We start from the raw sequence: 13,113 nt of genomic DNA on the forward strand, positions 1-13,113 counted from the left end.
ACGTCCCTACCCCAGCACCCTCCCACTGCGGAAGGCGCATCTACACCATACAAGGATGACGAAGGGGCAGTCCGGAGCGAACGCTCCGGACCGCAATCGTAGGCGCGCCCCGCCTGCCCCTCGCCGCGCCGGCCGACCTACGAAGAAAGACGCGCGAAGCGCAAACCCCGCAAGCAAGAAACAAAAAAGCCGGCAAGCCGCAACAGCGACCCACCGGCTTCCAGCCGATCAGAGAAACCTTCAGACCGGATAAGTCCCCGGCAACAAAATACTCCGATCCCCGACGTCGATATTGCGCCGCCCGCAAAGCGCCATCGTCGTATCCATTTCCTTGTAAAGGATCTCCAGCACGCGAGTCACGCCCGCCTGCCCGTATGCCCCCAACCCGTACAGGAAGGCCCGCCCGATCATCGCTCCGCGCGCGCCCAGCGCCACCGCCTTGAGGATGTCCTGCCCCGAGCGCACGCCGCCATCCATCCACACTTCGATCTTCGACCCCACCGCATCCGCGATCGACGGCAGCGCCGCGATCGACGACATCGCGCCATCCAGCTGGCGTCCGCCATGGTTGCTGACGATCAGCGCATCGGCGCCGCTATTGGCCGCCAGTTGCGCATCCTCGACATCCAGGATGCCCTTGATGATCAGCTTGCCGCCCCAGCGCTGCTTGATCCATTCCACATCGTCCCAGCTCAGGCGCGGATCGAACTGCTCGGCCGTCCACGACGACAGCGACGACAGATCGCTCACGCCCTTGGCGTGGCCGACGATGTTGCCGAACGTGCGGCGCTTGGTGCCCAGCATGCCCATGCACCAGCGCGGCTTGGTCGCCAGGTTGATGAGATTGCGGATGGTCGGCTTGGGCGGCGTCGACAGGCCGTTCTTGATGTCCTTGTGGCGCTGGCCCAGGATCTGCAGGTCCAGCGTCAGCACCAGCGCCGAGCAGCCTGCCGCCTTGGCGCGGTCGATCAGGTCGCCGACGAACTCGCGGTCGCGCATCACGTAGAGCTGGAACCAGAACGGCTTGCCGGTGGCCGCCGCCACGTCTTCCAGCGAGCAGATGCTCATGGTCGACAGCGTGAACGGCACGCCGAAATCGGCCGCCGCCTTGGCCGCCAGGATCTCGCCATCGGCATGCTGCATGCCGGTCAGGCCCGTCGGCGAAATCGCCAGCGGCATCACCGCGTCCTGGCCCACCAGTGTCGTGCGCAGCGAGCGGCCTTCCATGTTCACCGCCACGCGCTGGCGCAGCTTGATCTTCTGGAAATCGCTTTCGTTGGCGCGGTACGTGCCTTCCGTCCAGGCGCCCGAATCGGCGTAGTCGTAGAACATGCGCGGCACGCGCTTGCGCGCAATCGCGCGCAGGTCTTCGATGCAGGTGATCGTGGAGAGGTTAGCGGTCATGGTTATTTTTCTGGGGAAAGTGGGACGCGACCCCGCGGCGACCGGCCCGCGCGAACCCGCATGCGTCGTCCAGACACTTGCCGTTCACGCCGGGCGGCAAGGCCCCGCGGCGCCGCCCAGTATACGCGCCGAGGCCGGCAAGCGCCCCTTGCCGGCCCCGGTTCCCCCTTCATCGCGACCGCATTTGCGTCGACGGCGACGCGGCCGCTGACTCCGCCGCTAGCGCGGCCAGACCTTGGTCACCGCCCGGATCGTGGCCCACGCCACCCAGCGCGGGCTGGTCAGCCGCGCCCCCGGCAGGCGCCGCAGCACGTCCACCGCCAGGCCGCCACGGCGATGCCATTCCTTCTTGCGGGTCTGGCTGTCGGTCCAGCGGCCTTCGAGCCACGGAAACTCGCGCCGTCCCGGCTTGTAGACCGGCGGCGTGTTGTAGATCAGGATGTACGCCAGCCGCGGCTGCGGCGACGTATTGGCGCCCGTGAAATGCAGCGTGCGCGCATCGTGCACGGTGCAGCCGCCGGGTTGCAGCGGTTCGGCCACCGCCTGGTCGCGCGGGAAATCGGCGCAGCACTCGAGCGGGTGCAGCGTCTTGTCGCCGCCGGGCGAGCGATGCTCCAGCACCTCGCTCTTGTTGGAGCCCGGGATGAACTGCATGCAGCCATTCTCCAGCGTGGCCGGCTGCAGCGCCAGCCAGATGCTCAGCTCGTTGTAGACGAAGTCGGGCGAGCGGAACGCCTCATCCTGGTGCCACGGCGTCTCGGGCCCCACCAGCGCCGGCTTGAGCAGCGCATGTTCGCCGTACAGCGCGGCGTCCTCGCCCAGCAGTTGGCGCGCCAGCTCCAGCGTGCGCTCGTGATAGGCGGTCTTCAGCAGGCCCGGGGCATAATGGCGCGGATCGTGCAAACTGGGAAACTTGGCCGGCTTGGACGGGTCGTCGCGACTGATGAAATCGTATTGCGCCCCCTCGTTGTAGCCCGTCTTGTTCGCGAACAGTTCCAGCAGCGTGCGCCGGATATAGCCCACCTCGTCCTGCGGACACATGTCCGGCAGGGCCAGGTAGCCCTGGTCCCGATAGCGTGCTGTTTCTGCTTCCGACAACAAACTGGTCTCTTCCATAATGGCTTCTCCAAGCTTTGCTTGCGGGTGTTCCCGTTGGCACGTTTTGACATGTGCTCTAACGTATCGCTTCGATGCCCGAGGGGCCTATCGATCATCCGCTGTAGTCGGAACCGCCTAGGTCACCGGCGCGCCGCGGCGCATCATCCGAAGGAAAACCAATGCAAGACACCCATATCGAGACCGTCCACGTCACCGTCAGCGGCACCGTGCAGGGCGTGGGCTACCGCCATGCGGCGGTGCGGCGCGCGCACCTGCTGGGCGCCCGCGGCTGGGTGCAGAACATGCTGGACGGCACGGTCGAGGCCCTGGTGCAGGGCACGCCCGACCAGGTCGATCACATGCTGGAATGGTTGCGGCGCGGCCCGCCCGGGGCCGAGGTCGTCGAAATGGTCACGCGCCGGGACTACACCGACAAGCGTTATGCCCATTTCGAACAGCTGTAGGAAGCGCGCCACGGCCTACGCCGCTCATCCGAAAGCGGGGTGGAGACAGGGATGAATGCCGCGGGCCAGGCCCGCGGCGCGGGACGGGATCAGCGGTTGCGCAGCCAGCGCCCGCCGACCTGGTTGATGATCAGGCCGGCCAGCACGCAGCCCGCGCCCAGCCATTGCAGCGGCTGCAGCCGCTCGTCGAAGGCGGCCGACGCCGCCCACAGGCCCACCACCGGCACCAGCAGCGAGAACGGCGCGATCCTGGCGGCCGGATGGCGCGTCAGCAGCTGCGTCCACAGGGTATAGGCCAGCAGCGTGGCCAGCACCGCCAGATACAACACCGACAGCGCCTCGCCCCAGCCGATCCCCAGGATCATGCCCGTCACCGCGTCCCAGCCGTCGGCCAGCACCGCCAGCCCCAGGAACGGCAGCACCGGCGCGGCGCTGCTCCAGGCGATGAACGCGAACGGGTCGTAGCCGGGCGACTTGCGGCTGGCCAGGCGCACGATGATGTTCGACACCGCCCACATCGCGGCGCCGCCCAGCGTCAGCACGAATCCCAGCATGGTCATCTGGCCCGGCCCCTCGCCGCGGCCGGCGGCGATCACCGCCAACCCCAGCGCGGCCACGCCCAGCCCGAGCCAGTGATGCGGCCGCGCGCGTTCGCGCAGCACCGGCGCGGCCAGCAGCAACGTGAAGAAGGCTTGGGTCTGGATCACCAGCGAGGCCATGCCCGCCGGCATGCCGAATTTGAGGGCCGTGAACAGCAGGCCGAACTGGCCCAGCCCCTGCACCAGCCCGTAGGCGGCGATCCATTGCCACGGCAGGCGCGGCGGCCGCACGAACAGCACCAGGGGGAAGGCGGCCAGCGCGAATCGCAGCGCACCCAGCATCATGGGGGAAAGGCCCTTGAGGCCGATCTTCATGATGACGAAGTTCAGGCCCCAGATCACCACCACCGTCAGGGCGCAGAGATAATCTTTCTTGGAAAGTTGGGTAGCGGCGGACATCCCGCATTATCGCATCGCCCGCCCCCGTGAAACGCCGGATCAGCGGCTTGCCAGCACTTTTTTGAAGGCCTCGATGGCGCGGTCGATGTCCTCGTCGTCGATGTGGCGGTGGGTCACGCAGCGCAGCCGCGTGCGGCCCCACGGGCGCGTCAGCAGGCCCGCCGCTTCCAGCGCCGTGACCCAGTGCGCGTTGGTCATGCCGGTGTCGGCGGTCTCGACCTGCACGATGTTGGTCTGCGGCACCGTGGCCGACAGCACCGGATCCAGGCGGTTCAGGCCGTCGCTCAGGCGACGCGCGCGCGCATGGTCCTCGACCAGCCGGTCGCCCATGGTCTGCACGCCTTCCAGCCCGGCCGCGGCCATGATGCCGGCCTGGCGCTGGGTGCCGCCGAGCATGCGCCGCAGCACCCGCGCCCGCGCCATCACCTGGCGCGGACCGGTCAGCACCGCGCCCACCGGCGCGCTCAGGCCCTTGGACAGGCACAGCGACACGGTATCGGCATGGCGGGTGATCTCGGCCGGCGCCACGCCCAGCGCCACCGCGGCGTTGAACAGGCGCGCGCCATCCAGGTGCACCGGCACGCCGCCGGCCTGCGCCATGCCGTACACCGCCTGCATGTGGTCCAGCGGCAGCACCGCGCCGCCGGCGTTGTTGTGCGAGGTCTCCATCGCCACCAGCGAGGTCTTGAGCTTGTGGCCGCCCGATTGCATCGCGTCTTCCAGGCGGTTCAGGTCCATCGCGCCGTCGGTGCCGGGCACGCCCTGGTAGAACAGGCCGGTGAAGGTGGCGGCGCCGCGCTCGGATGTGTACATGTGCGCGGCCGACTCCAGCACCACCTGTTCATTGCGCTGGGTCTGCGCCAGCACCGCCAGCAGGTTGGCCATGGTGCAGCTGGGCACGAACAGCCCGGCTTCCTTGCCCAGGCGCGCGGCCACGTGCGCTTCCAGCGCCCGCACGCTGGGGTCGCCGTCCAGCCCGTCGTCGCCGATGGGCGCCGTGCGCATGCGCTCGTACATGGCGGCGGTGGGGTGGGTGACCGTGTCGCTGCGCAGGTCGACGAGCGGGTGGGAGGGGTCGACGGAGATCCGCTGGCTCATGGCTATCAGTGCTGCAAAATTTTGGAAAGGAACTGGCGCGTGCGCGGGGCGCGCGCCTCGACATCGCCGAAGAACGCGTCCTTCGGGCAGTCTTCGACGATCTTGCCGCCGTCCATGAAGATCACGCGGTCGGCGACGCGGCGGGCAAACCCCATTTCGTGGGTCACCACCATCATGGTCATGCCTTCGCCGGCCAGGTCGGTCATCACGTCCAGCACCTCGTTGACCATCTCCGGGTCCAGCGCCGAGGTCGGCTCGTCGAACAGCATCACCACCGGGTCCATCGACAGGGCGCGGGCGATCGCCACGCGCTGCTGCTGGCCGCCGGACAGCTCGCCCGGGTGCTTGTCCTTGTGCGCCGACAGGCCGACCCGCTCCAGCAGCGCCAGCGCGCGGGCGCGGGCCTCGTCCTTGCCGCGCTTGAGCACCTTGAGCTGGCCCAGGCACAGGTTCTCGGTCACCGACAGGTGCGGGAACAGCTCGAAGTGCTGGAACACCATGCCGGCCACCGAACGCAGCTTGGGCAGGTTGGTGCGCGGATCGCCCACCTGGATGCCGTTGACCACGATCTCGCCCTTCTGGAAGGGCTCGAGCGCGTTCACGGTCTTGATCAAGGTCGATTTGCCCGAGCCGGAGGGGCCGCACACCACCACCACCTCGCCGCGGCCGACGGTGGTGCTGCAATCATCCAGCACCTGGAAATCGCCATACCACTTGCTGACCTGCTTGATCTCGATCATCGGGGGTTTCGAAGAGAGTTGCATCGTTGGACCTGTGGATAACCTGGGCGCCTAGCGCAGCACCCGGACGCGCTTTTCCAGCCGTTTGACCAGACGGGATGCCGTGAAGCAGATCACGAAATACACCACCGCCACGAAGAGATAGAGTTCCACCAGCCGGCCGTCGCGCTGGCCGATCTTGGACGCCGCGCCCAGGAAATCGGTGAGCGACAGCACGTACACCAGCGAGGTGTCCTGGAACAGGATGATGACCCGCGTCAGCAGCGCCGGCACCATGTTGCGGATCGCCTGCGGCAGGATCACGTAGCGCATGCCCTGCCAGTGGTTCAGGCCCAGCGCCATGCTGGCCGAGACCTGGCCGCGCGCGATCGACTGGATGCCGGCGCGCATGATCTCGCAGAAGTACGCGGCCTCGAACAGCGTGAACGTGACCACCGCCGAGTTGAACGCCCCCACCCGCAGCGGCGTGGGCGAGCCCACGATCCAGGCGGCGATGTAGGGCACCAGGAAGTAGAACCAGAAGATCACCAGCAGCAGCGGCACGGAACGCATCACGTTCACGTAGATGCCCGCCGGCACCGACAGGATCCGGTAGCGCGACAGGCGCATCATCGCCAGCACGGTGCCCAGCGCCAGCCCCATCACCGCCGCCAGCAGCGTCAGGGTCAGCGTGAACGTCATGCCGGTCTGGAACAGGTACGGCAGCGCGCTGCCGATGACGTCGAAATCGAATTTGCCCATGGCGGTTCCTAGCGTCCGTTCTTGGTCGCCGCGCCGATCAGGCCGGGAACCGCCACATGGCGTTCAAGCAGGCGCATGCCGAGCACCACCGTGCCGTTCAGGATCAGGTAGATCACGGTCGCCGCCGAAAACGCCTCGAAGATATGGAAGCTGAACTCCGCCATCGAGCGGGTCTGGCCGGTCAGCTCCAGCAGGCCGATGGTCAGCGCCACCGACGAATACTTGATCGTGCCCATGAACTCCGAGGTCAGCGGCGGCAGCACGATGCGATAGGCCTCGGGCAGGATGATGTAGCGGTAGACCTGCGTCTCGGTCAGGCCGAGCGCCGTGCCCGCCTGGAACTGGCCGCGCGGCAGCGACTGGATGCCGGCGCGCAACTGCTCGGCCACGCGCGCCGAGCCGTAGAAGCCCAGACAGAGCACCGCCGGCAGGAATTGCCCCCAGGGCTGCGGCATCTGCTTCATGGCCAGGCCCCAGGCATGCGGCAGCAGCTCCGGCAGCACGAAATACCACAGGAACATCTGCACCAGCAGCGGCACGTTGCGGAAAATCTCGACATAGGTGGCGCCGACCGCATTGGCCAGGCGCGACGAGGCGGTGCGCATCACGCCCAGGCACGAGCCGAGCAGCAGCGAGAACACCCACGCCGTCAGGGCCAGCGCCAGGGTCCAGCCCACGCCGATCAGGATGGTCTCCAGGAAGGTATGCACGCCGTCGGGCGACATCTCCAGGAAGATGCTCCAGCTCCAGTTGTAATTCATGCTTTGAGGACCTGTGGACAACCAAAGAAACGGGCGCCGGCGGCCGGCGCCCGGTTTAGCGTGTCGCCGCCCGGCCCCCGGGGGCCGCGGCGGCGGACCGGCTTACTCGTAGGCCTTGGGGTCGCCGGAGTCGGTCGGATGGGCCAGGGCGCGCTTGAGCGCGTCGCTCATCGGGTACTTCAGGTTGATCTGCTTGGGCGGGATCGGGGAATTGAAGTACTTGTCGTAGATCGCGGCGACGCGGCCGCTCTTCATCAGGTCCAGCACGGCGTCGTCCACCACCTTCTTGAAGGCCGGGTCGTCCTTGGGCTGCATGATGCCGTAGGGCGCCAGTTCCAGGCCCTTGGTGCCGATCACGAAGGCGTCGGGGTTCTTGGACGAGGCCACCACGCCATAGGCGATGCCGTCATCGTTGGCCGAGCCCGCGGCGCGTCCCGATTCCACCATCAGCAACGTTTCCGCCGTATCCTTGGTGGGTGCCATGGTGATGCCCAGGTTGCCCTCGGCGTTCAAGCGCGAAATCAGCTTGAAGGTCTGGCCGCCGGCCTGCGCCGCGATCGACTTGCCGCGGAACGAGGCCAGGTTGTTGGGATCCACGCCGCCGTCCTTGCGCGCCACCAGCACCACCTGCGCCACGAACGTGGTGGGCGCGAACGACACCAGCTTGTGGCGTTCGAGGTTGTTGGTGGTGTTGCCGCACTCCAGGTCGATGGTGCCGTTGGCCAGCAACGGGATACGCGTGGCGGAGGTGGTCGGGTTGTAACGCACGTCCAGCTTGGGCAGCTTCAGCGCGGTCTTGATGTGCTGGGCGATTTCCTGGCAGATCTCGACGGTGTAGCCGATCGGCTTCTGGTTGCCGTCCAGGTAGGCGAACGGCACGGAGGTCTCGGGATGGCCGATGGTGATCACGCCGGTGTCGCGGATCTTGTCCAGGCGGCTGGGGCCTTCGGCGTGGGCGGCGGCGCTGCCGAACAGGGCGGCGGCGACCGAAATCGCGGCAAATGTTTTCATCTTATTCCCTTGGCGCCGGTCGAGCGGCGCGTGCTTATGTTCACGAACAGCGGAGCCGGAATGCATACGACCCGCCGCGTCCCGCGATGAGCCCCGCGGCTGGCAAAAAGTATCAACTAGCGTTATGGTTTTATCCAGTTCCAATCGGGTATTCCTCTATACGGATTTGATATGGCCATTACACGAATGGGCTTGCGACACATCGAGGCTTTCCGGGCCGTCATGATGACCGGATCCATGACCGCCGCGGCGCGCAGAGTGCATACCTCGCAGCCGCACGTTAGCCGCTTAATAGCGCAATTGGAAGCAATCACCCAATTTCCCCTGTTCGACCGCAACGGCAGCCGCCTGACCCCCACCCAGGACGGTTCGCGCTTCTTCCAGGAGGTCGAAAAGACCTTCATCGGCCTGGCCGGCCTGGAATCGGCGGCGGCCAGCATCCGCTCCTTCAGCGCCAGCCGCCTGAGCGTGGCGGCCATGCCGCGCCTGGCCGGCGGCCTGCTGGCGCGCATCGTGGCCGCCTTCAAGACCGAATACCCGGACGTCATGGTCTCGATCCATTCCGGCAACGCCAGCGCGGTGCACAACTGGATCAGCTCGGGTTTCTGCGACACCGGCCTGGCGATGCTGTCGGGCGACAGCCCCGGCATCCAGGTCGAGCCGGTGCTGACCATGAACTGCGTGGCGGTGCTGCCCAAGGGCCACCGGCTGACCAAGTTGAAAAAGCTCAAGCCGGCCGATTTCGCCGGCGAGCCCTTCATCGCCTTTCCCAGCGCCACGCCGCTGCGGGAAAAGATCGACGCGGTCTTCAAGGCCGCCAAGGTCGAGCGCCAGACCGTGGCCGAGGCCGGCCTGGGCTCGTCGGTCTGTGCGCTGGTGGGCGCCGGCCTGGGCGTGGCGCTGATCAACCCGCTGGCCGCGCGCGAGGAATACGAGGCCAACGGCGTCGAAGTGCGCCCGTTCAGCCCGGCGGTGCCGGTCACGGTGGCGCTGCTGTACCCGCCATACCACACCCGCACCCGCCTGGTCAGCGTGTTCTCGCGCTACGCGCACCAGTTGATGCAGGAAGAGATGGCGGACCTGAAGGCGCGGCCGGGGCGATGATGCTCAAGCATGGTTTCGCAAACAAAGAGATTTCTCACCGCGAGATGCTATCCAAGCACCTTCTTATGATGTAGCGATATCCAGGACATAAACGTGGAACAAAAAATACGTACGCTGTTCTTCAAAGCCAGCCGACCGATAGGAGAGGTTCCAAAGCTTGATCCCATCAGGGTCGCCCGGAATCACCTTCAAGATATAGCTACAACGCTGGTGTTAGACACGAACATCTTAATTAAGATGGAAAGAGTCGTGCGCAGCGGAAATAAAGTGTCCGCCATCAAACCCGCCGGGTTACATAACCTCCTAACGTTGTTGGAACGCTGTCCGTCCCAGAGCATCTATCTCTCTCCAGCGTTCGCATTCGGCGAAATGCCTCCTGCACTTGCCGAAAACTGCCGACAAGCATTCGATGTATTTCTCGCTCGTCACCTGCCGAATTTTGTCGATTCGCCTGACGCCATCCCGGCGACCTATTCCGGCAAATCAAAGGACTATGGATTTTTCGATCTTGAGATGAATGCGCAAATGGTTCTGGCCGTGCCATTCTGCTCATTAGTCTATCTGCAGGTCGTAGACAGAATGTCGAGATTAAAGCCTATCGAGAAATTTGAAAGGTACCTGGATATGGCTGAAGAAGAGCTTGATGTTCTGAGTGCGAAGGAAGTCGAAATTGCTCGATATTGCTTTGCGAACCCTCGCAATGACAGCCGTGAACTTATCGATTTGCGACGAGTGTTCAGACGAAATTTCGTGCAAACGAAGGAAGAGGCATTGCCGCGAAGTCCGGAACAATTGTTGGCAGTTGCCTTCAATGGCGCGAGCGACTTGAATTTGCTCAATAGCGCAAACGTCCTGGACAATCAAGCGTTGGACGGAATTATTCAGGATTGTTGGATTACAACGACTGACAAGAAACTGGAGCGCTTTTCGCAAATTTCTCACAGCATCAACTTCGACAACGAGGCCGGAAAGATTGCAGCGTCAGAAATCCTGGCCGCCCATGCAGACGATCCGTACTGGGAAGCTTCCTCACGAATTTTTCATCTCCGTTGTGCACGTCGAGCCCCTAAATACTGGAGCCACTCTCCTGACGTACAACGCTATCCAGAAATCGCCAAAAGAGCAGCTCGCCTTGCTCATGAATCGTTTAGCACATCGGACTAAATAGGGAAGATCTTTCCAGTAGATGCTTAAGCGCATCAGCACTCAAGTCGCTACCTTGCTGAGGACGGATTCGCGCAGATCCAGCCACGCCACCAGCAGCAATCCCCCCGCCAGCCCCAGGTGCTCGTAGAACGCATTGGCGGCCATGAAGCGTTCCTGGCCGGCCGGCATCTCCCAGTAGCGCAGCGCGATGCCCGTGGCCGCCAGCGTGAAGGCGGCCAGCGCCAGCGCCCCCAGCCAGCGCAGGCGGCCGCTCAGGATCATGGCGGAGGCCGCCAGTTCCAGCGCGATCACCAGCACCGCGAACAACGGCCCGGGCGCCAGCCCGAAATGCGCCATCTCCGCCAGCGCGCCAGGAAAGTCGGTCAGCTTGACCAGCCCGCCCTGCAGGTAGGCGGCGCACAGGCCCAGGTAGGCCAGGAACCGCACCGCCGGCGAACCGAACAGCGGCCGGGCCAGGCCGGCCAGCCGCCGCTCCCATTGAAAGGTCGCGTTCATGGCCGGCCTCCTCAGACGGCCCAGCAGGAGCAACCCAGGGCGCCGAAGAAGCCCTGGAGGTCGGAACTGGGCGCCTTCGAGGCCCACGCCTTGGCATGGTCATGCCCATGCAGCCCGCAACTGGTGGCGCACGCGCAGGCCGCCATGTTGCGGTAGCCCAGCGAATTGCGGCCGGCGCCGTCGGGGTCGCCCCAGGCGGCATAGCCGCCGAACAGGCGCGTGGGCGACCAGTCCGGCATGGCGGGCGGCAGCGGATTGTCGTCCTCGGGCCCGAATTCGCCGGCGCCGTAGACCACCCGGCCGCCAACCACCGTCAGGTCCGAGGTCAGGAACGAGATCTCGTCCTCGCTGCAGCGGAAGTAGTCCTTGCTCGGCACGATGAAGTCGGCCAGCTGGCCCGGCTGGATGCGGCCGCGCTTGCCTTCCTCGTTGGCGAACCAGGCCACGTTCTCGGTCCACATGCGCAGCGCGGTCTCGCGGTCCAGGCAGTTGCGCGCCGGATAGAGGCGGGTGCCGCCCACGGTCTTGCCGGTCACCATCCACGACAGCGACACCCACGGGTTGTAGGACGCGACACGGGTGGCGTCGGTGCCGGCGGAAACCTTCACGCCGCGATCCAGCATCCTGGCGATGGGCGGCGTGGCCTCGGCCGCGGCCGCGCCGTAGCGCTCGATGAAGTACTCGCCCTGGTAGGCCATGCGATGCTGCACGGCGATGCCGCCGCCCAGCGCGGCGATGCGGTCGATCGACTTGTCGGAAATGGTCTCGGCGTGGTCGAAGAACCAGTTCAGCCCGGTCAGCGGCGTGTCCTGGTTGACCTTCTCGAACACATCCAGCGCGCGCGAGATGGTCTCGTCATAGGTGGCGTGCAGACGCCACGGCCACTTGTTCTGCACCAGCACGCGCACCACTTCCTCCAGCTCGCCTTCCATCTCGGGCGGCATGTCCGGCCGCTCGACGCGGAAGTCCTCGAAGTCGGCGGCCGAGAACACCAGCATCTCGCCGGCGCCGTTGTGGCGGAAGTAGTCGGTGCCCTGCTTGTACTTCACGCTGGACGTCCACTTGAGAAAGTCTTCCTTCTCCTGCTTGGGCTTCTGCGTGAACAGGTTGTAGGCCAGCCGCACCGTCATCTGGCCTTCGTCGGCCAGCTTCTGGATCACGGCGTAGTCATCGGGATAGTTCTGGAAACCGCCGCCCGCGTCGATCACGCCGGTCACGCCCAGGCGGTTCAGCTCGCGCATGAAATGGCGCGTGGAATTGACCTGGTAGTCGAACGGCAGCTTGGGCCCCTTGGCCAGTGTGGCGTACAGGATGGTCGCATTCGGCTTGGCCAGCAACAGTCCGGTCGGGTTGCCCTGCGCGTCGCGGATGATCTCGCCGCCCGGCGGGTTGGGCGTGGTCTTGGTGTAGCCCACCGCGCGCAGCGCGGCGCCGTTGAGCAGGGCGCGGTCGTACAGGTGCAGCAGGAACACCGGCGTGTCGGGCGCGACGGCATTGATCTCCTCGATCGTCGGCAGGCGCTTCTCGGCGAATTGGTGCCCGGTGAAGCCGCCCACCACCCGCACCCATTGCGGCGCCGGCGTGATGGCGACCTGGCGCTTGAGCATCGCCATGGCGTCGGCCAGCGAGCGCACGCCGTCCCAGCGCAGCTCCATGTTGTAGTTCAGGCCGCCGCGCACCACGTGGGTATGGTTGTCGAACAGGCCGGGCAGGGCGCCGCGCTGCTTGAGGTCGACGCGGCGGGTGGCGGGACCGGCCAGCGCCATGACCTCGGCATCGGTGCCGACCGCGACGAAGCGTCCGTCCTGGATGGCGACGGCGCTGGCCAGCGGCCTGGCGCGGTCCAGCGTGGTGATGCGGCCGTTGTGGAAGATGACGTCCGGGTAGGCGTTTGAGGCGTTTGGCATGGGGGATTCTCCTTTGGAACGGGCAGCGGCGCGTCCGCCCAACAGGCTATTGAGGGCTAGCGTGGAAGCAACACCGATGAGGTCGCGGCGGGTAGGCATACGATATCTCCGTGGGTGCGAAAAAA

The 13,113-nt window shown here is 65.8% G+C and carries 13 protein-coding genes; 3 read left to right on the plus strand and 10 right to left on the minus strand.

The features are described 5' to 3' along the window. Positions 1–240: 240 nt before the first annotated feature. Entirely contained in the window at positions 241–1,404 is a 1,164-nt protein-coding gene (locus AOZ53_RS20110) for an alpha-hydroxy acid oxidase (protein WP_054431051.1), read from the minus strand. Between the two features lie 219 nt (positions 1,405–1,623). Continuing rightward, positions 1,624–2,520 (minus strand): phytanoyl-CoA dioxygenase family protein, encoded by an 897-nt coding sequence (locus AOZ53_RS20115; protein WP_054431049.1) that lies wholly within the window; start codon positions 2,518–2,520, stop codon positions 1,624–1,626. 161 nt (positions 2,521–2,681) lie between these two features. Between AOZ53_RS20115 and AOZ53_RS20120 the strand changes: the two genes are divergently transcribed. Continuing rightward, a complete protein-coding gene (locus AOZ53_RS20120) occupies positions 2,682–2,966 on the plus strand; it encodes an acylphosphatase (RefSeq protein WP_054431048.1) in 285 nt (94 codons plus the stop codon). An 89-nt stretch (positions 2,967–3,055) separates the two neighbouring features. Here the strand turns inward: AOZ53_RS20120 and AOZ53_RS20125 are convergent, their stop codons facing one another. The 6 genes from AOZ53_RS20125 to AOZ53_RS20150 all read right to left on the minus strand — a co-directional run bounded on the left by AOZ53_RS20125 (position 3,056) and on the right by AOZ53_RS20150 (position 8,315). After that, entirely contained in the window at positions 3,056–3,964 is a 909-nt protein-coding gene (locus AOZ53_RS20125; RefSeq protein ID WP_054431046.1) for an EamA family transporter, read from the minus strand. A 39-nt stretch (positions 3,965–4,003) separates the two neighbouring features. Then, on the minus strand, positions 4,004–5,062 hold the full coding sequence (locus AOZ53_RS20130) for a threonine aldolase family protein (RefSeq protein WP_054489046.1): 1,059 nt from the start codon (positions 5,060–5,062) through the stop codon (positions 4,004–4,006). 5 nt (positions 5,063–5,067) lie between these two features. Continuing rightward, the gene (locus AOZ53_RS20135; RefSeq protein ID WP_054431043.1) at positions 5,068–5,802 is read right to left on the minus strand and encodes an amino acid ABC transporter ATP-binding protein; all 735 of its coding nucleotides are present in this window, start codon (positions 5,800–5,802) and stop codon (positions 5,068–5,070) included. Between the two features lie 51 nt (positions 5,803–5,853). After that, positions 5,854–6,543 (minus strand): amino acid ABC transporter permease, encoded by a 690-nt coding sequence (locus AOZ53_RS20140; RefSeq protein WP_054431041.1) that lies wholly within the window; start codon positions 6,541–6,543, stop codon positions 5,854–5,856. Between the two features lie 8 nt (positions 6,544–6,551). Continuing rightward, positions 6,552–7,304 (minus strand): amino acid ABC transporter permease, encoded by a 753-nt coding sequence (locus AOZ53_RS20145; RefSeq protein WP_054431039.1) that lies wholly within the window; start codon positions 7,302–7,304, stop codon positions 6,552–6,554. 102 nt (positions 7,305–7,406) lie between these two features. Further along, the gene (locus tag AOZ53_RS20150) at positions 7,407–8,315 is read right to left on the minus strand and encodes an amino acid ABC transporter substrate-binding protein (protein ID WP_054489048.1); all 909 of its coding nucleotides are present in this window, start codon (positions 8,313–8,315) and stop codon (positions 7,407–7,409) included. 171 nt (positions 8,316–8,486) lie between these two features. Here AOZ53_RS20150 and AOZ53_RS20155 point away from each other — a divergent pair, with 171 nt between their 5' ends. Further along, positions 8,487–9,419, plus strand: coding sequence for a LysR substrate-binding domain-containing protein (locus AOZ53_RS20155; protein ID WP_006389526.1), 933 nt, complete (start codon positions 8,487–8,489; stop codon positions 9,417–9,419). A 93-nt stretch (positions 9,420–9,512) separates the two neighbouring features. Then, entirely contained in the window at positions 9,513–10,583 is a 1,071-nt protein-coding gene (locus AOZ53_RS34330; protein ID WP_156333450.1) for a hypothetical protein, read from the plus strand. 42 nt (positions 10,584–10,625) lie between these two features. Here the strand turns inward: AOZ53_RS34330 and AOZ53_RS20165 are convergent, their stop codons facing one another. Together AOZ53_RS20165 and AOZ53_RS20170 are read right to left on the minus strand one after the other, a co-directional pair. Continuing rightward, complete coding sequence (locus tag AOZ53_RS20165; protein ID WP_054489052.1) at positions 10,626–11,081, minus strand: DoxX family protein; 456 nt, start codon at positions 11,079–11,081, stop codon at positions 10,626–10,628. Positions 11,082–11,092: 11 nt separating this feature from the next. Next, a complete protein-coding gene (locus tag AOZ53_RS20170; protein ID WP_054489054.1) occupies positions 11,093–12,988 on the minus strand; it encodes an amidohydrolase in 1,896 nt (631 codons plus the stop codon). Positions 12,989–13,113 lie beyond the last annotated feature (125 nt).

Source organism: Achromobacter sp. 2789STDY5608621, from assembly GCF_001299375.1.
Lineage (GTDB): Bacteria > Pseudomonadota > Gammaproteobacteria > Burkholderiales > Burkholderiaceae_B > Achromobacter > Achromobacter insuavis.